Annotated in this window: 12 protein-coding genes; 7 read left to right on the top strand and 5 right to left on the bottom strand. The window is 42.0% G+C overall.

All coding sequences use genetic code 11. The annotated features are described in order from the left end of the window. Nucleotides 1–335 precede the first annotated feature (335 nt). Both R8P61_05285 and R8P61_05280 read left to right on the top strand, forming a co-directional pair. Nucleotides 336–1571 (top strand): hypothetical protein, encoded by a 1236-nt coding sequence (locus R8P61_05285; protein MDW3646448.1) that lies wholly within the window; start codon nucleotides 336–338, stop codon nucleotides 1569–1571. Between the two features lie 27 nt (nucleotides 1572–1598). Then, nucleotides 1599–2519 carry an SDR family oxidoreductase gene (locus tag R8P61_05280; GenBank protein ID MDW3646447.1) on the top strand — a complete coding sequence of 307 codons (921 nt, stop codon included), beginning with the start codon at nucleotides 1599–1601 and terminating at the stop codon, nucleotides 2517–2519. A gap of 327 nt (nucleotides 2520–2846) precedes the next feature. On the opposite strand, the gene R8P61_05275 is transcribed toward R8P61_05280, so the two are convergent. Further along, nucleotides 2847–3674, bottom strand: coding sequence for a nuclear transport factor 2 family protein (locus R8P61_05275; GenBank protein ID MDW3646446.1), 828 nt, complete (start codon nucleotides 3672–3674; stop codon nucleotides 2847–2849). A gap of 501 nt (nucleotides 3675–4175) precedes the next feature. On the opposite strand from R8P61_05275, the gene R8P61_05270 reads away from it, so the two are divergent. After that, nucleotides 4176–6707, top strand: coding sequence for a PBP1A family penicillin-binding protein (locus R8P61_05270; GenBank protein ID MDW3646445.1), 2532 nt, complete (start codon nucleotides 4176–4178; stop codon nucleotides 6705–6707). On the opposite strand, the gene R8P61_05265 is transcribed toward R8P61_05270, so the two are convergent. Then, nucleotides 6704–7402: a CDP-alcohol phosphatidyltransferase family protein gene (locus tag R8P61_05265; GenBank protein MDW3646444.1), complete on the bottom strand. Its 699-nt coding sequence runs from the start codon at nucleotides 7400–7402 to the stop codon at nucleotides 6704–6706. The two genes, R8P61_05270 and R8P61_05265, sit on opposite strands and share 4 nt — an antisense overlap. Nucleotides 7403–7450: 48 nt before the next feature. Here R8P61_05265 and R8P61_05260 point away from each other — a divergent pair, with 48 nt between their 5' ends. Further along, nucleotides 7451–9037: a sodium:solute symporter family protein gene (locus tag R8P61_05260; protein MDW3646443.1), complete on the top strand. Its 1587-nt coding sequence runs from the start codon at nucleotides 7451–7453 to the stop codon at nucleotides 9035–9037. An 11-nt stretch (nucleotides 9038–9048) separates the two neighbouring features. Continuing rightward, a complete protein-coding gene (locus R8P61_05255) occupies nucleotides 9049–9804 on the top strand; it encodes a hypothetical protein (GenBank protein ID MDW3646442.1) in 756 nt (251 codons plus the stop codon). Nucleotides 9805–9939: 135 nt separating this feature from the next. On the opposite strand, the gene R8P61_05250 is transcribed toward R8P61_05255, so the two are convergent. Both R8P61_05250 and R8P61_05245 read right to left on the bottom strand, forming a co-directional pair. Next, complete coding sequence (locus R8P61_05250; GenBank protein MDW3646441.1) at nucleotides 9940–12987, bottom strand: M4 family metallopeptidase; 3048 nt, start codon at nucleotides 12985–12987, stop codon at nucleotides 9940–9942. Between the two features lie 196 nt (nucleotides 12988–13183). Further along, complete coding sequence (locus R8P61_05245) at nucleotides 13184–13621, bottom strand: hypothetical protein (protein MDW3646440.1); 438 nt, start codon at nucleotides 13619–13621, stop codon at nucleotides 13184–13186. Nucleotides 13622–14147: 526 nt separating this feature from the next. Here R8P61_05245 and R8P61_05240 point away from each other — a divergent pair. Next, nucleotides 14148–15005 (top strand): alpha/beta hydrolase, encoded by an 858-nt coding sequence (locus R8P61_05240; protein ID MDW3646439.1) that lies wholly within the window; start codon nucleotides 14148–14150, stop codon nucleotides 15003–15005. A gap of 2 nt (nucleotides 15006–15007) precedes the next feature. Here the strand turns inward: R8P61_05240 and priA are convergent, their stop codons facing one another. Next, a complete protein-coding gene (gene priA / locus R8P61_05235) occupies nucleotides 15008–17464 on the bottom strand; it encodes a primosomal protein N' (GenBank protein ID MDW3646438.1) in 2457 nt (818 codons plus the stop codon). A gap of 537 nt (nucleotides 17465–18001) precedes the next feature. On the opposite strand from priA, the gene R8P61_05230 reads away from it, so the two are divergent. Further along, a complete protein-coding gene (locus R8P61_05230; GenBank protein ID MDW3646437.1) occupies nucleotides 18002–18727 on the top strand; it encodes a hypothetical protein in 726 nt (241 codons plus the stop codon). The last annotated feature ends 55 nt before the right edge of the window (nucleotides 18728–18782 follow it).

The following is an 18782-nucleotide window of genomic DNA, read 5'->3' as shown; positions in this document are numbered from 1 at the left end:
ATTTAAACTTCATAAGATTGTTATAAATCTGAGTCAATATTTAGCCCTTGCGGGCTCCGGTTTAGATTTGTGATGTGCTAATTTGGGAGACTTACTCACTCTAACGTGAAAAATACATAATTAGATTCGTTTAGCCCAAACAGATTTAGAATTAATACCCTGAATGAAAATTTACGAATGTTATTTGAAACATTCCTTTTCTTTTCCGTTTAATCTAACGCAGCCAAATGTATGCCAGAGGGGTCAATATCATCACCAGACATATTCTTTTACAGGATAATCATACTTTATCACTCCCAAAGGCGTATATTTGTTTAGAGGTTTAACACAATCCCATGATTTTTTTCACCAAGTCCTCCAAGTTTCCCCCACAATTTCTTGTACTTATCCTTGCAGGATTTATGTTTTTTTCCTGTGAAGGCACAGAATCCGGAAAAAACGCTTCTACAGAAAGAAGTGACTCAGGATTTGCCGGCACAGAGCAGGAAGGCATAGCCGGAAGCTTAAGTGATGCAGGAGAAAACTCTGCTCAACAAAGCCGAGGCCTTGACATGGCAAATGCGCGTGTTGCCAACGGATCATTTGAGGAAGAATTTCCTCTTCTTTATGGATTGGTAAAAGACGATCCTGATCAGCTATTGCCTGAATTGAAGGCTTATGCTGAAAAAGTTTTATCGAAAAACATAAGCTCTGAAGCAGAGATTTTAGCTTTGATGGAGCAAAGAGATTCTTCTCTGATCACTTTTATCACTCCCTTATTTGAAAATATGGATCCAGAGAGTCTGGATAAAAATTGGGGAGAATTCCAGGAAGAATTGAACCGCTTGGGCATGACAATGACAGCGGCAGAGGGCATGTTTACCTCCATAGGTTCTGCACCTTTCCTTGAAGATAAAATTGCAGAACTGGGCTCAAAGGAATTTCAGGCTTATGTGAAATTCATGAATGCCCGGACCGAATCCAGAAATGGTGAATATCCTTTCCAGAATATGAAACCCTTTCGCGACATGGTTTTGTATGGAGAAATCATCATGGAGGGGAATAATGAAGCTTATAAAAAGCGCATAGATGAAGATTTCCAGTCTGCCTTAGAATCCTTTACGGATGTACATTTTGTCTCAAATCCCGGAACTCGACAAGTGGGCGTAGCGATGGTGCATGGTACCAGTACTGACCCTTATCCCTATCTGGCAGAGTTGGAAACAGCGAAGGAATTTGTAGCCAGTGATCAGGATTCCAAATACAAAAAAGCTTTGGCTCGTATTCTCGAAAGTCCCTCTGAGATTACAGAAAAACCAGAAAACATCTATGTGGTTGTCATTGAATGGGCAGAGAACAAACAAATGGCTCAAATGAGGGTTCGCAGTCATTTGGGAGCTGGTGAAGATGTGCCTCACCATTTGAAGATTCGCAGAGGAGATGGCACGGATAAATATGCGGTTACTTACCGATTCTATGAAGATGAAGAAAAAGCCAATTCGGCTTTTGTTGAAGCTATAAAAGAATTTCCCGATGCACGCTTGATCTATTGCAGTGTGCGAAATGGTGATCTCTACCAATTGGGAATTTGATTCTCTCTTTTACACACGGAACTACCCATGCAAAAAAGAATTCTGCTCACAGGAAGTAATGGCCTTCTTGGTCAAAAGATTATTCATATCCTCCAGGATCGTGTCAACACTTCCTTACTTGCTACTTCCCGAGGCGTAAACCGACATCCTGTCCGAGAAGGATATCAGTACAAAGAACTTGATATCTGTGATCATGCAAGAGTAGCCAAAGCCTTTGAGGAATTCAAACCCACACATGTCATACATACAGCCGCTGTCACACAGGTGGACCTATGTGAAACAGAACATGAAATGTGCGACAATATCAATGTAGATGCGGTAGACAATCTGGCCAAGCTTTGCAAAGAGCTGGGAGCTCGCCTGATCCATATCTCAACAGATTTTGTGTTTGACGGAAGTTCAGGTCCTTATAAAGAATCAGATAGTCCAGCTCCTTTGAGTTATTATGGGAATTCAAAGCTAAGGGCGGAGCAGGTGGTCGAAGCCAGCGGATGTGATCATGCGATATTGAGAACCCAGCTGCTTTATGGAATAACGCCTGCCATGTCTCGCAGCAATATTGTGTTATGGGTCAAAGATTCATTGGAGAAAGGAAAAAACATCAAGGTCGTTTCGGATCAGTTTCGCTGCCCTACCCTGGTTGAAGACCTGGCTGTAGCTTCCGTAGCTGCTGTAATGAAAGAAGCTAGTGGCATATACCATATTTCAGGAGCAGAGATGATGTCTATTATTGACATTGCTTACAAAGTAGCTGACTTTTGGAAACTGGATAAATCCCTGATTGCGGAAACGGATAGTCTCTCTCTAAATCAGGCCGCCAAGCGTCCTCCTGTAACAGGTTTCATTATTACCAAAGCCCAACTGGATTTGGATTACAAGCCCCATAGTTTGGCTCAGGGTCTGGCTCATGTGGACAGACAGATGAAGGAAATGGCGGGGAGTATTTAGAAGTAAGAACAAGGAACAAGGATTGGAGAAGGGAGAAAGGGAGTGTTCTGGTGTTCTTGAGCGCCTGTGTTCTTGTTGGGGGGAACAAGCTTATCTGCAACTCAAATACACCAATACGCCAACACGTTTTTTCTTAGCGTTTTCAACAATCCTGTCATTGCGAGGGGACCGAAGCAATCCCCTTCTTTCCAAATAATTTATCGAAGTCAAGGAGATTGTTTCACCTGTATTACAGGCTCACAATGACACTAGTTTTGGTAAAATATCATAAAAAAAAAGAGCCGCATATTCTTATGCGGCTCTTTTAAATTTCTTTAGATAGAATCTCTATTTTACTTTTAGTCTGGCGCAGCTGTCCTCATAAAGCGAGTCTTCGATGATCATCATGATCGTAGCCTTTTTACTTGTAGGTGCTCCAATTTCTTCTTCACCGTCCTCAGAAATCTGATAGAGAGGTCCGGTTTTCAGACGCTTGTAAAGATTGTCCTGAACTTTGATTACCCAATCTCCTTCTATAGAGCGGAATTCAAAGTTGTCAAATTTGGATTCGTAAGAACGACCATTAGGAACAACGGTGCGGGTAACAATGGATTCGGCATTTGTATCGCCTACATACATCTCAACCAGACAGGTTCCTTTTAGTTTCTCGTCCTCCATTTGGACGAAAGTATAGTGTTCGATGAGCCAGTCTCCTTTTTTCTTCTCAAGTGCAAGAGTAACTGTCTCTTTCCCTTTCACCCAAAGTCCGTCAGTTTCTTTGATTTCATAGTCTACTTTGTAAACTACACTTGCAATCCCATTTCCTACAGTCACATCAACAACATCTGTAACATCATATTTGAATGTGATGCCTTCAGAGGCGATGATCTTATTCATATAAGCTTCAAATCCTACCGTAGTCTTATAGTTTTGAACTCGAGACTTACCGGAGATATTAAATACAAATATGTTGGAAGTGGCGTCTTTGCTGAAAAACTGTAATACACTTTCTACATTTTTTGTTTGGGGAAGGCTACCATATGCTTCTGCAAATTCGTACAACATATCTTCCAGCACTTTGCGATCATCCGCATTGTCCTGTGCGATAAGTTGGCCAGAACTCAAAAGCAAAGCGAAGGTCAATACCTGCAGAGCAATTTTGTTTATCAATTTCATAATCATATTGGTTGGAGCAAAAATTTAATTGACGCTAATGTATGAAAAAACGAAACATCCGGGACCCTTCGTATTTCACGCAGTCGCTAATTTAATCTTTTCTCTCATTCTGAAAAATATTCTGTAAAAGTTGGCGATACAGATATTTCGGCAAATGGTAACAAGAAATCACTGATAATGAAGGGGATAGATAAAATATTAAGAAATATAGTTTCGTAAATAATTAAGAGGAGGGAAGAAAAATGCCCCATTTTTGATTTCAGATTTGAGAAAACCGGGAGCTATGGGCTCATTTTAAGCTCAAAAAATAGCGAAAAGGAAAATTTGGGACGAAAAGGCAAATAAAAGCTGTATAAAGCCAAACTCTCAAGCAAATCCTGCGAATAATAGGATGAGCTAAAAACCCATCCCCTTTTTCTTTTTTTGCATACGTCAAAATGGAATGCATTTTGAGCCAAAATAATGTAATTTAACGGCTGGAAGCTGTTTTAAAGAAGAATTATGCAAGACCCAAATAAAGACTCCTTTGATCTCGAGGACATAATTGACCAGGAGCTCCAGAAATTTGCTGAGGAAAAATCCAAGACAGAAGAGACTCCACCAGTTGTTGAAGAAGTCACCTTAAGTGAGGAAGCCACTCCGAAAGTGGAAGAAGTCGCTGAGATGAAAGGCCCTATTATTGAGGATAATACTCGTGAAAGAGAAGTCCCGGCGAAACAAATGAGTGGACCGATACTTGAGGATAATAACAGAATAGAAGAGGTCCCTGCAAAAGAAAAATTTATGCCATTTACCAAAGAAGAGAGTCAAGCTCCTACTTCCAAAAGTTTCAAAATACTGGATCCGGCTTTTAAGCTTCCCCGGAAACTGTTTTTTGGATTTATTGGCCTGCTGGTTCTCTGTGGTCTTGCCTTTACTTTATACATCAGTACAGATCTTCCTCCGATGACCCTGATCGAAAATCCTGATTCGGATCTTTCGACTCAGTTGATTTCAGCAGATGGGGAAGTTTTGATGAAATATTATTCGAGGGAAAATCGGGTAAATGTAAAACTGAACCAAATGTCAGAGCATGTTATCAATGCCCTGGTATCTACAGAAGATGTTCGCTTTTACGGACACTCAGGTATAGACCCCAAATCCTTTTTCTCTATACTCTGGAGTTTGATTACAGGGGATGAAATACGTGGGGGAAGTACCATCACCATGCAGCTTTCCCGTAACCTATATGATGAAGTCGGAAAAGAACCTACTATCATCCGTAAGGTAAAAGAATACCTGGTTTCTGCATATATAGAACGAAAATTCACCAAACAGGAGATCATGGAGGCCTACCTCAATACGGTCAATATCTATGGTACTTCTTTCGGTATAGAAACAACAGCTAATCGCCTTTTTGATAAAAGCGCAAAAGACTTGACTGTAGAAGAAGCGGCCCTCATTGTAGGTATGCTAAAAGGTCAGGGGGTTTACAATCCTTTTCGACATCCGGAGAGAACCAAGGATCGCCGAAATACCATCATCGAACAGATGGTGCGCTATGGAGTCCTCAATGCAGAGAAGGTCAATGTTGATAGCATCAAAGCGATTCCGCTCAATGCTTCTCTGACATCTCAGGAATATAGCCATGTGAAAGGACTGGCTCCTTATTTCCGTGAAAGAGTAAGAAAGCAACTTAATGCCTGGTGTAAAGAAAATGGATACAACCTCTACACGGATGGTTTAAGGGTTCATACCACCCTTGACAGCCGTATGCAGGCGCATGCAGAAGAAGCAGTCAGGGCGCATATGAAAAGCCTTCAGAAGGACTTTGACCGGGTGGAGAGAAAAGGGAAAAAGATACTCAGTGAGGATCCCTCAATTCTGATTGCCCTGAAACGCCAGTCTTACCGATATATCGCTGCCAAACGAGCTAAAAAATCAGATGCAGAAATAGATAAAGAATTTCGGGTGAAAGTGCCCATGACAATTTTTAGCTGGGATGGAGAAATTGACACAACGATGAGTCCCCTGGATTCACTTCGTCATTACGCTCGCTATCTGGAAACAGGCATGGTATCTATTGATCCCAGCAATGGCCATGTGAAAGCCTGGGTAGGAGGAATAGATTACAAGCATTTCAAATACGATCACGTAGCCGAAGGCAAAAGGCAGGTGGGTTCTACCTTCAAACCTTTTGTATATGGAAAAGCCATTGAGTCAGGATTTAGTCCTTGTGATAGAGTCCTCAACCAACCCGTGGCCATCCCCCTACCTGAAGGGGGCTATTGGGAGCCAAAAAACTCTGGAGGAGAAGTTGGCGGGAAAGTTACCCTGAAACATGCCTTGGCAAACTCTCTCAATGTAGTAACTGCTCGCCTGATTTCAGAAGTTTCTCCTGCAGCTGTAGCTGATTTCGCCCGCAGAATGGGAATCAAATCAAAACTGGATGAGGTTCACTCTCTGGCTTTGGGTACTACAGACCTCAGCGTAATGGAGCTGACTTCAGCCTATTCTACTTTCGCCAATTACGGAGTGAGAAATGAGCCCATTCTGATTACCCGCATCGAAGATAAATCTGGCAAAGTTCTGGCCGAATTTTCGCAGAAGCCGGTTGAAACCATGAATGCAGAAGATGCCTATAAGATTCTCGAACTCCTGAAAGGGGTTGTCAATAGCGGTACGGGTCAAAGACTTCGTTTCAAATACAAATTTACCAATGAGATCGGAGGGAAAACCGGTACTACTCAGAATCAGTCTGACGGTTGGTTCATGGGTGTAACTCCTAATCTGGTAACAGGTGTTTGGGTAGGCGCTTCTGACCGAAGAATCCATTTCCGATCCATCAAATATGGCCAGGGAGCCAATATGTCTCTTCCCATCTTTGCCCTCTATATGAAACAGGTTTATGCAGATGCCCGAATTGGCTTGCCAACGGACAATTTTGCGCGACCTGAAAACATGGGTGATCTGAATTTCAATTGTAAGGCCGTCATCTTCGAAGAGAATAAAAATGATACGCCTACTTCAGATGACCTGGATGCCTTCGATTAATTATTGAACCAGGTGTCTAAAACAGCTACGGCACCAAAGTAAACTACAATAAGGACCAAAGCGATTTCCAGGGCTAATATTTCCTGAGGATAATAGTAGAGAAGTGCAGCTGCCAGAAAGAAAAAGGCTATAGTAGCTACCAGATGTAGCCAGAAGTATTTCTTGGAATGGCTGGGGTAGGCATATTTGATCGGAATGAAATGAAGTATGCCGAAAAAGAAGGTCAGGAAAATATTGAGTTCAGGGATATTATGAAAAACAAAGAAGCCGAAGAAAACAACCAAATTCCATAAAACCGGAAATCCTACGAAGTATTCATTATCTGCTACCATGCCTTCTTTTCCATAATAAAGGGCAGAGGAAAGTAGCATAACAGCCAAACAAGGGTACATCCATATTTCCGGGACCATCTGCGCCTCATAGAAGAAAAAGACAGGTATGATGGCATAATTGGCAAAATCAATCACATAATCGATGTTTTTGCCATCCATATAAGGAAGTACCTCTTTTACCTTAAATTTCCGTGCAAGGCTTCCATCAACTCCATCTATGATAAAGCTGATAAATAGCCAAAAGAAAGCTAGAGGCCATGACTTTTCAGTAATAGCAATGATGGCAAGGAAACCTGTAAAAAGTCCAAGCGAGGTGAAGATGTGGACGCCCCAGGCGGCGATTTTATCTGATAGTTTAGGCAAACTCCTGTTTCACAATTAATTTGCGCAAAATACTAAAAGGAATCCAAATTGATTAAGCCAGACAAAAAGCCCCGAATTTTTGCAGCCTTAAGCTTGCTTATTGCTGCCATATTGATCGTCATAGGAAGGTGGGTTTTTGAACTGGACCTGGCTGGATTGATCGTAGTCGTACTCTTTTATTACCTCATTTTTGCTATAGGAATTTGGGCAGGAGATAAGTCAGAGGAAAACAAAACCGACAACTTCCTGCTAGCTGGACGAAAGCTTCCCCTTTGGATTTCGGTCTTTACGATGGCCGCTACCTGGATTGGTGGTGGTTTCATAAACGGGACTGCAGAAGTTGCTGCATCCAGTGGTCTACTCTGGGTTCAGGCTCCCTGGGGATATGCAGTAAGCCTTATCATAGGGGGTCTGTTTTTCGCAAGAAAAATGAGACGCTACCAGTTCCGAACTATGCTGGATCCCCTCGAACAAAGATTTGGAGACAAGAGTACAGGTCTCTTTTTCATTCCAGCTGTGATGGGCGAAATATTCTGGATTGCAGCCATCCTTACTGCTTTGGGAACGACCTTTTCGATTATCCTGGGGATCAATACAGATAGCGCCATTATTATATCCGCTTTGGTAGCTATTGTTTATACAGGGATTGGTGGACTAAAATCTGTAGCCTATACAGATATCGTACAATTGGGATTGCTGATCCTGGGACTTTTTCTGGTATTGCCTATTGTTCTGAGTGCTGTTGGAGGCATGAATGAAGTATGGCCCCTTTATGTAGAAAAGCATGGAAGTGCCGCTTCCCTCCTACCCGACTATGAAAGCATGGGCGATTATTTTTGGAACTGGTGGGATTTTGCCCTTTTACTCATGCTGGGCGGAATTCCCTGGCAGGTGTATTTCCAGCGAGTACTTGCCGCCAAAAATGAAAAGACTGCCATGTGGTTATCTATAGCTGCAGGGGTAATATGCATACTCGTTGCGACTCCTGCCGCCATGATTGGTATGGTTGGCGGGGTTACAGAGTGGGGAACTATGGGATTGGAAGGTCCAGAAACAGCTGCTCATATCCTTCCTTATGTTTTTAAACATCTCACCCATCCCTGGGTCGCTTTACTTGGCCTCGCAAGTCTGGCAGCAGCAGTGATGTCCTCTATAGATTCTTCTATCCTTTCGGCCTCCTCCTTATCTGCCTGGAACGTTTATCGTCCCCTTATCAAACCCGATTTGAAAGATGAGGAATTGAGCAAAATGATCAAACGCTTTGTTTACATCATTGGCATAACTGCTACTTTCCTTTCTTTAAAAGTCGAAAGTGTATATGCCCTTTGGTACCTCTGTAGCGACTTTGTGTACTGCTTGCTTTTCCCAGCTCTTGTTTGCGCACTCTTTGACCCAAAAGCTAATAAAGCAGGTGCTATAGCTGGCTTTTTTGTAGCTGCTATTCTACGTTTTGGCGGAGGGGAGCCTATACTCGGCATTCCCGTTCTTATCCCCTATCCTATGGTAGAAGAAGGGACCGTCCTATTTCCTTTCCGAAGCCTTGCCATGTTGAGTGGACTGGTATCGATCCTCCTTGTTTCAAGATTTACCCAAAATCGATTTCCTCCGAAAAAACTCGAATTCGTCAAACTCTAAATTTATAGATCATGAAACGGAGAGACTTCAGTCAACATCTGATAAAAAGTGTAACAAGCTATGCACTATTCGATTCTCTCTTTCTTACAGAGGCTTTTAGCTATCAGGTAAAGCCCATTATCGAGCATTGGGCATTGGACCTCGAAAGCTATTGTAAGGACCTGAGAAAAGCAGGAATTAGTCCCTCAGAATGGCAGAACAAGATAGAGGCCCTCTACCAAAAGATTGAACTGGAGGAATTATTGCGTTTTATCAAATTTGAGGAACTCATCAAGGGTTTTGAATATCCCGACCTTGGAGTCGCGACACGCTATGTCAAGTTTCCCAAATTAGAAGGGCTTCCCAGCCGGACGGCCTTTACCAAAAAAATCTTTGGGATGAAAAAAGGGAGAGCCATCATTCCTCACGGACATGCCAATATGAGTTCTGCTCATTTGATTCTAAAGGGAGAAATGCAACTGAGGAATTATAACAATCATGGACAAGAGGAAAATCATATGATCATTTCTCCCAGTTCAGATCAACACATTAAAAGAGGCGATTGCTCTACTATATCAGATGAACGGGACAATGTCCACTGGTTTGTAGCAAATACTGATCAGGCATTTACCTTTGATGTAATCATGCTGGATCTGAATGGGAAGCAATATGATATCTACAACCTGGATATGTATGAAAAGGAAGAACTGGGCAATGGAAAGATGCGTGTACCCATTTTGGAGGTAGAAACTGCTTTAAAGAAATACGGCAAAGAAAGCCATCATTAAAAAAGGCCCTGGAATCAGGGCCTTTTTTATGAAGTAAAAACAAGGAAGAAGGAAATAGTCCATTTAACTCAGACTGCTGTTTCCCATAATGAGAGCTTAGGCTTTGAAATTTCTTCTTCCTTGCTCTTCATTTCATTACTGCTTCACAAATTTCAGCGTTTGGCTCCCGTCCTCTACCTGCAGTTGAAGCAGATAAATTCCTGCAGGCAAATCAGCCACAGAAATCTCTTCCGTATTGATACCTATTCCTCGGGTATTTGCATTCTGACTTGATACTCTATTCCCAAGCATATCCAATACCTCAATTTGTACTTCGGCAGTTTCCTTCAGCTCATATTCCACTCTCAGGAAGTTTGTAGTCGGATTGGGGAATAAAGATAAGCTGGATTCCTCCACATATTCTTCTAATCCTGTATTGGTATCACGTTGTCCGTCTGCATACCACTCAGCCCAACGTCCCTGAGCTATCAGAGCCGATGCGGCATTACCTGCAGGATTGATTTTATCAGCTGCCAGGTCAATCACTGCTATACCGGGTACAGTTTGGCCTTGAGAAGTAACAGGTGTATCAAATAGCAATTGTCCATCATTTACAGAATAGGTTGGATAGCCCAGTTGTGAATTTTGGAAAATAGTCCCTAAAGCTCCTGTCTCAATGTTGGCGGCCATAACCAGGTTTTCATTTGTAGTATTATTAAAGAAATCGAAGGCTATCACATTGGGAGAGTTTTTAGAGAAAACTGCATTCCCCACACTTTCTCCAGGCTGTAAACCTGAGAAGAGCTTAAATACCTGTCCGTCTCCAAAATTTCCAGTGGAGTTGTCCCAAACCCTGATCAAGCCTAAATCCCAGTATTCGATATCGGCGCTATTAGGGCTTCGAATGATATTGAATCCATCATATAGAACATTTTCTCCACTTAAATCCCAGGAAATCACATCAGCAAAAAGAACATCTCCCGTACTTACTCCCTGTGCAGTGGTAGGATTGAAGAGTTTATAAATCAGGAATTCATTTCGGGTAAAAGAAACGATGTACATACTCGTATCTACCAAGGTTGTCAACATGGCCAATTTCGACCCATCTTTAGATACTGCCACATTATCAAATGCCGGCCATCCCTGATTCGCAAATAAAATCTGGTCGCTGGGACTATTCGGATTCATGCTGATCTGGTGGATGCTCCCCGTACTGTCTGCAAAATAACCTGTGCTTCCATCATCCGTTACAGAGATTTTCTTTCTGTGGGTAGATTGGCTTAAAGGCATAAAATCGGTACCCGTACTAGTTGATACGTACAAAGTATTGGGGTCTCCCGCATTCACATCAGAACTGACGATTGATTCATTACCGGGATTGACCGGAACGGTTGGATTGGTATTGGTCCCTGATCCATCTGTTATACCTACTGCGTCGAAGGCAGCTCTGGCGGCAGTTACCTGAGAAGAATTGGCTCCATGTAAATCAGAAGCAGCCTGAATCACAGCGATACGACAGTCAATGAATTTGGACGAACGTGTCATGTATTGAGTCAAAGCCCGGTAATAAACCTGCTCCGCAATTGCTTTGGAGGTTGAGGTAGCAAAGTTGTGGAAGGCCTTATTAGGGATACCACTATTGATATGTACCCCTCCATTGTCCTGCGTACCTCTGAATTGCTCACTTACATTGGCGGGTTGATAGCCATTAGTTTGTAAAGGATTTGAGCCCGCGGGGAATCCATTATTAGGATTACTTACATCTCTCAGGAGACCAGTTGGGAAGATGTTTGTATTGGGAATAATATCTTCTCCCAATCCAAAATCATCCCTGTCCACCAAAACCCCAAATACATCTGCAAAAGATTCATTCAAAGCTCCGGGTTCATCCTGATAAACCAGGTTGGCCGTTTCCTGGACTACCCCATGTGCAATCTCATGTGCAGCAACATCCAGTGCGCCCGCCAAAGGAGAAAAGGCCTGACGTCCATTCCCATAAAACATAGCAGCACCATTCCAGAAAGCATTGTCAAAACCCCCTCCATCATCATCTGCTACATTAATAAATGAAATCAAATCTCCTCCCTGTCCATCATAAGACTGACGGCCAAAAGTATTTTCAAAGTATTCGTAAACGACAGCGGCATTATTATGGGCAGATACACTTACGTTGCTCCAGTTATTTATATTATTAGAAGTAACCTCCACAAAATTATTGTTATTGACCCGATTGTTTTGCCAGTCAAGTGTAACAATAACTCCATCTCCTCCATTGGGTTGACGATTGGGATCATTGGGAAATTTATACATAGAGGTTTGGCTGTTGATCATGGTATATTGATTCGTACCAAATTCATACAACCTGAGCGTCTGATTCTGACCATTCAAATCCTGACCTGATCCGCTAACCGGGCCAATGGTACAGGTATGATCGAACTCATTGAGGATTTCCCCCGTTTTGGCATCTATTATGTATTCCCAGCGATGTAGGAGATTGGGACGGATCACCAAATGCCAGGCAAGCTTTTGTTGGCGTAGAAATCCTGAAGTTTCATAAATCACCAATTGAGTTTGAGGAGCCACATAGTTCAGGAGTTCCTGCTCAGCTTCTGTCAATTCTCTCACATGAACTTCATTGGCAAGTTCATTCATCGCTACCTGAATAGCAGCATCTACATCCAGGTTCGGATGTATGTCCGTTAGGCTTGGAGTAGGTTGATAACGCCCGGTCATGATGATTTCATTATCGGGGCTATAATGCAGACTCATTTCTGAGGCATAGAGTGGTATTCCCTGATAAACCTGAGATAGTTTTATATGAGCAAATCCCAGATTGTCTCTTTCTATATCTTTTAATTGTAGTTCTCGGGAAGGATCCTTCAAACCTAAAATCGCCTGAATACTATTTAGGTGAGCGATACTTTGTTGAAACAAGAGCTGATCCGAAGCTGCAATCGCTTTGGCATGGCTTCCCTGTACCTTGCTATATATATGAATCGGCAATCCATGATCCCCCCAGGATAAAACCTGAGTTTTGCTTTGATTGTTCAACCAGCTTCTATCAACTTTCAATCCCGGAGAACCTGGAATACTTTTATAGGTATAAGATTGTTGAGGAAACCGACCGATATTTACCGGAATAGCGGGTCCATTCAGACGTTGAGGGCTACGTACAATCGGAGCCTCTGCCTGCTGGCTTTTCATTTTTTTTGAAAAAGGATGTGTTTGTGCAGTGAGCAGATGATTCAAAAACAGAAATCCACTCAACAGAAATAAGACATAGAATTTTCTCATAGGTCTTGAGCTTGTTTGGTAAAATGTAGGTTTGTTATATAAACATGGAGGGAATCGTCTGACTGAAATCAGTGCAGACTATCATTAGACAAGGAAATTTCCTTGTTTATTCTGCAGGATTAATTAGCTGCATCAGCTTCATATGAAAACCCGCGATTTCTCCACCGCCGTTTTTGCTCGTATCGTCCACTCCCCAAACCAATTCATTGCTTCCTTCTTCATTCATGTAGTGGATGAATTTGTACATATTGTAAGGCTCCTTCATCTTATAAGTAGGGATGTCCTTTTCAATGGCTTCCGTAAAGAGCGCTTTTGCATCGCCTTTCGAGATCTTATTGATTTGGGTGAAAGTTGTATCTCCATGTTCTTTCAAAAAAAGATGGCCGGAAGATAACAGACAGTATTCTGTTACAGCACCAGTAAAACCTCCCCCGCTGCCAAAGCGAATTTGCTCTTTTTTATAAACATCAGGTTGGTAGGAAGATTTACAGGAAAAGAAAGAAAAAAAGGACATACAGACTAAAAGTAGAACAATGGGTTTCATAGATTATTAATTTTGATAGGTACAGCAATATAGTTCAAAATATGAAGAAAGGTGTCCCTAAGCTCCCTTGGACTATTTGCCTTTCAGCCATATAATAGGGACGTATATACACTCCATCGGTCATTTTCCTATTTTTTATAAAAACTCCTTTTCTATGGTCAAAGGGATCAAAACACTGTAGCAATTCCTATAGAATCAGCTTTTTTCACCTAAAAAATTCCTCAAAAGTGAACAAAAAGATCATTTAAGTAGCAAAAGCAGCAGATAAAGCACCTTTCCTACTATTATATGTTCTTTTTAGCTTTTTTCGTTACCATAGCGGCCAAACCTACTCTAAAAGTTACCTTGATATTTTTTCATATTATTATTTGCAAGCCTTAGAATCAGGCTAAAAATGGAATGGAAATAGAGGCTTGCAGAAACTTATATACTGTTTCTGAGCAAGAGGTGTATATGTTTCTCAAGGAAATGGATTTGTCCACTGAAAAGTTTTTGACATATTAGCGTGGGAAAAATAAAGCTATAGATGAAGCCACTGATACGACAACTGAGCAATGCCAAAAGTCATTACTTCCTGGGATCACAAGGAGTAAACTATGAATACCGGATAAAAGGTAATCAGGATGGAGATGCTATTGTCATGCTTCACAATTTGGGCATGGATTGTCGGGTATTCCTACCCAACATTGATGCACTGGCAGAAGATTATCTGGTTGTAGCTATTTCTTTACGCGGTCATGGTTTGTCGGACAAGCCCAAATCAGGCAATGCCGATGCATATAGCTTATCTTCCCTGGTTCAGGATGTAATTGAGATCACCTGGAACCTGGAAGTTCAGCGTTTTCATTTAGTGGGGCATGGACTAGGTGCTATCCTGGGATATGAAATTCTCAAGCAAGATCCTGATACCCTGCTGAGTCTTACCAGCATTAGTGCGCCCGTAAGCAATGGTTCTCTTAAAGAACTGAACAAAATCAACTCCAAAGTAAATGGATTGACTTCCCGGATGATGAAACAAAAGCAGTTGGCTAATATAGCTGCCAAATTTGTTTCTGCTAATGAGCAAACGATTTCTTTTGTCAGGGACGAAATCTTTTACGGTAGTGATTTTAAAATGCTCAAGAACTTTAAATCTCTGGTAGATTCTGTCGATTATACGGAAGCCATTCGGGAATCAACTCTTCCCATTCTCCTGATTGAGGGAGAATTTGATTTCATGACAGAAGGCAGAAATGGGAAAAAAGCTATACAAGATATGCTTGAACTCATGGGAGATAATTATCCCAACGCTCACCAACTAATTCCCAATACAGGCCATATTCCCAGTCTGGATGATCCTGCAGCCTTCAACCAGGCGCTTATCGGATTTCTCAAAAGTATATAAGGTTAAGCTGGATCAACATCCACAATGATTCGTAGACTCTTGGCTGGCGCCATTTGGTAATAGGTATCTATGGTCTTGAATAAGATATCTCTCAATTGTTTAGTCCCCAGTTTTTTAGACACCTTGATCATGAACTGCATACGGTAGGTATTTCTGACTCTGGGTACCAGGGCAAAGTCAGGACCAAGAAGATTCACGCCAAAAAAGGGTTTAAGCAATCCGTGCAATCTCAAACTTTCCCTTTCTACAAATCGCATATCCTTGTGGCGAATCTCTATCCGTATAATGCGAGAGAAAGGCGGATAGCCCATTTGTTGGCGACCAATGATTTCCTGATTGTAAAATTTCTCATACTCATTTTCTATCGCTCCCAAGACCAGATTATCTGGCATAAAACTCTGTACGATCACATGCCCTTTTTTAGTACTCCTTCCAGCTCGCCCACTCACTTGTGTCAACAATTGGTAGGCATGCTCATATGCCCGAAAGTCCGGAAAGGTCAATAGATTGTCTGCAAGGATCACTCCCACCAGGGTCACATTGTCAAAATCGAGCCCCTTCGACACCATCTGTGTTCCAACCAGAATATCGATTTGCCGATTTTCAAATTTATTGATCAGGTTGCGATAGCCCGTCTTCGTCCGTGTTGTATCCAGGTCCATGCGTTCCACTACATGATTGGGAAACACCTCCTCCACGGATTCCTTGATTTTTTCGGTACCGATCCCCGCTCTTTTGAGGGTGTAGTTCCCGCAGTTCTCACATTTTTGGGTATTGAGGTCAGTATGCCCACAATAGTGGCAACGCAGATGCTTGCGTTCCTTATGAAAGGTCATGCTGATATCGCAATTGATGCACTGGGGCACATGCCCACAGGTTTCACAGACCAGATAAGGAGAATACCCACGACGATTCTGAAAGAGGATCACTTGCTCATCTCTGGCCAGGGTTTCCCCAATCATTCTTTCTAAAACAGAGGAAAAGATTCCATTGGTAAGTTTCTTTTTTCTTTGCACCCGCATATCCACAATTTCGATTTCGGGCATAAAACGGGCGACTGCGCGTTTTTTCAATTCTACCAAATGATATTTCCCCTCTAGCGCATTGTGATAACTTTCAAATGCAGGAGTTGCCGAGCCCAGAATAACCGGGCATTTATTCGCAAAGGCATAATAAACAGAAACATCCCGGGCATTATATCGGGGGGCCGGTTCATATTGTTTGAAAGAAGTATCATGTTCTTCATCCACTACTATCAGTCCTAAATCCTGAAAAGGCAGAAAAATCGCAGATCTCACCCCAATCACCAATTGGTATTCCCGTTTCCTTACTTTCTGCCAGATCTCTACGCGTTCATGATCATTGAAGCGGCTATGGTACACCCCTACATTTTCTCCAAACTCACTTTTCAATCGGTCAATAATCTGCTTGGTCAGGGTAATCTCTGGCAAGAGGTAAAGCACCTGTTTCCCCTCTTCCAGGGCTTCTTTGATCAACTCAATATAAATATGCGTTTTCCCACTTCCGGTAACTCCATGCAGCAGTACGGGTTTCAAGGGCGTTTCCTCGAGATAGCCTTTGATTTCTCCCAGGGCACGATTCTGATCCGGATTCAGGACGATATCAGAAGGTTTGGGAGAATATCCATAAAGTTCCAGCCTATCGACCAGCACCTTTTCTTCCAACACAAAGCCTTTCTTTATCAAAGCAGTGGCAACATGAGAACCGATCTCCAATTCTTTCTGGATATCCGTTTTGGGAACCAGATTTCCTTTGTGATAAGCAGCAATAATGCGCATCAGCAGATTTTCCTGAGATTCTGATCGAGTTATAGAATCCAGGGCTTCATGCATTTTATGTTCTTCTGTGTAGGCATCCGCCAAACGCAAATAGCTTTTGTATTTGGGTTTATAGGTATCTTCTACCTCCTGAAAAACCTTGATCAGGCCACGGGCTTCCATGGTTTTCAAACGAGGATTGGGATTGGCAACAGACCAGATTTCGGATACTTCCTTAAAATTGAGTACAGGCTGTATGTCAAGGGCTTCCATCAGGAGAAACTCCTTATCATTTAACTGAAAATCCGTCCAGTTCAGTCCGGGCGCCATTTCAACTTTAAGTGCACTTTCAGGCTTGAGTCCAAGGGGAAGGGCAGCTTTAAAAACTTCGCCTGCTGTGCAGGAATAGTAATAGGCAATCCAGTCAAAAAGCGCTAATTGAGCTTCTTTGAATGAAGGCTCCGGATCAAGTATTTCTTCCAGATATTTGAGCTTTGTCCCTTCTTCTTCTGCCGAGAGTTCTTCTACTTTTCTGATGAGTCCGGTATAGATTTTCCTTTTACCAAAACTGACCAAAACCCGCTTTCCAGGGCTCGCCTGATCGCGTAAGATTTCAGGAACTTTGTAATGAAAATTGGATTTTACCGGAAGGGGGAGTATGACTTCTACGATCGTGTTCACTTTTAGGCCCGCATTTGTTATTTCCAGGGAAATGGCAGCTCCTACCAAAGAGAATCCAAGTTACAGATAATATTCCAAGCTTTTCATTTTTTTGCAGGATAAATAGCCAAAAGCCAAGGAATTACGTCAGAACGGAACATACAGACATCCAAGCGGTTTAAACAGGGTATTTTACCATTCATTTTAAGAAAATAAGGCTTTTTGCCTACTCAACTTATCTTGCAAATAGATACTTTGAATTACCGCTCTCTTCTAAAATAGTTTGATTAATTTTACAGGGGAAATAAATTTGTGGATAAAGATTGTCCACAGATCTGAACACATGTCAAGACCTTTGGGGTAAAGGTCCGTCATAATATCAACCTGCATTATTCGTTTGAAAAGGAATGTTAGATTTTTTCAGTTCATGTAAGAGAGCTGTGAAATAGAGGTTATTTAATAGCCATTGAAGCTTTAGTATGCGCTTTCGTGTATAAATTGTAAAAAATTATGTTTCAATGGCTAAGTTTGGTGTATTATTTGACAGAATGCATATCTATGGCTAAACGGATACTTCATTGTCTTCTCTTTATGGGAATCATATTCCCATGCCTTGCACAAAACATCAAAATTACCGATCTGGAACCCCGAGGGGATAGTGTTGTTGTGCGTTATGATCTATTAGATGAAACTGCCGAAAGAACTTACACGGTTAGACTCTTTTTACTACTAGAATCAGATACTATCGCACTCAAGCAGCTAAGTGGCACAGGTTTCGGAGACCAGATCGCTCCCGGATCCTATGAGATTAAATGGGATGCCCTCAACGAGTTTCAAAGATTGCAGGCGGACGTCAGTTTTTATATAACTGCTGTTCCCAGCTTTTTTGTAGACTCACCCATAGAAGGAGAAAGAGTAAAATTAGGGGGACCTATTACCTTTCAATGGTTTGGAGGAAACAGCTATCTGGATACCCTTACCCTGGAACTTTATCAATATGACACCCCCATAGATACCATAACTCTGGTATCAGAAAGCTCACAATATACCTGGCAAGTCCCCAAGGACAAATCAATCAAGCCGGGAGAGGGATATCGCATGAAATTCATCGGTACTCCCATTACAGAAATAGAAGCATTCAGTAATAACTTTGTTATAAAGAATAATACACCTCTTTGGGCCATTTTGGCTCCGATAGGCGCCGTAGTTGTCGGAACGGTCTCCTATTTGATCTGGGGTAGAAATCCTTTACCTCCACCGGATGACGGAGGACTAGAGGAATAAATAGAAGCCACAACCGAGACACGATTTTTTAATAGTTAGTAATTAATTCACTGCT

Source organism: Bacteroidia bacterium (assembly GCA_033391075.1).
Classification (GTDB): Bacteria; Bacteroidota; Bacteroidia; order J057; family J057; genus JAWPMV01.
The sequence above is the reverse complement of the archived record's forward strand: the minus strand, read 5'-3'. Positions and strand labels throughout refer to the sequence as shown.

Bases quoted from the DNA above. Each gene is read 5' to 3' on its own strand.
- R8P61_05285 (MDW3646448.1), top strand. From the start codon at position 336: ATGATTTTTTTCACCAAGTCCTCCAAGTTTCCCCCACAATTTCTTGTA.
- R8P61_05280 (MDW3646447.1), top strand. From the start codon at position 1,599: ATGCAAAAAAGAATTCTGCTCACAGGAAGTAATGGCCTTCTTGGTCAA.
- R8P61_05275 (MDW3646446.1), bottom strand. From the start codon at position 3,674: ATGAAATTGATAAACAAAATTGCTCTGCAGGTATTGACCTTCGCTTTG.
- R8P61_05270 (MDW3646445.1), top strand. From the start codon at position 4,176: ATGCAAGACCCAAATAAAGACTCCTTTGATCTCGAGGACATAATTGAC.
- R8P61_05255 (MDW3646442.1), top strand. From the start codon at position 9,049: ATGAAACGGAGAGACTTCAGTCAACATCTGATAAAAAGTGTAACAAGC.
- R8P61_05250 (MDW3646441.1), bottom strand. From the start codon at position 12,987: ATGAAAAGCCAGCAGGCAGAGGCTCCGATTGTACGTAGCCCTCAACGT.
- R8P61_05245 (MDW3646440.1), bottom strand. From the start codon at position 13,621: ATGAAACCCATTGTTCTACTTTTAGTCTGTATGTCCTTTTTTTCTTTC.
- R8P61_05240 (MDW3646439.1), top strand. From the start codon at position 14,148: ATGAAGCCACTGATACGACAACTGAGCAATGCCAAAAGTCATTACTTC.
- R8P61_05230 (MDW3646437.1), top strand. From the start codon at position 18,002: ATGGCTAAACGGATACTTCATTGTCTTCTCTTTATGGGAATCATATTC.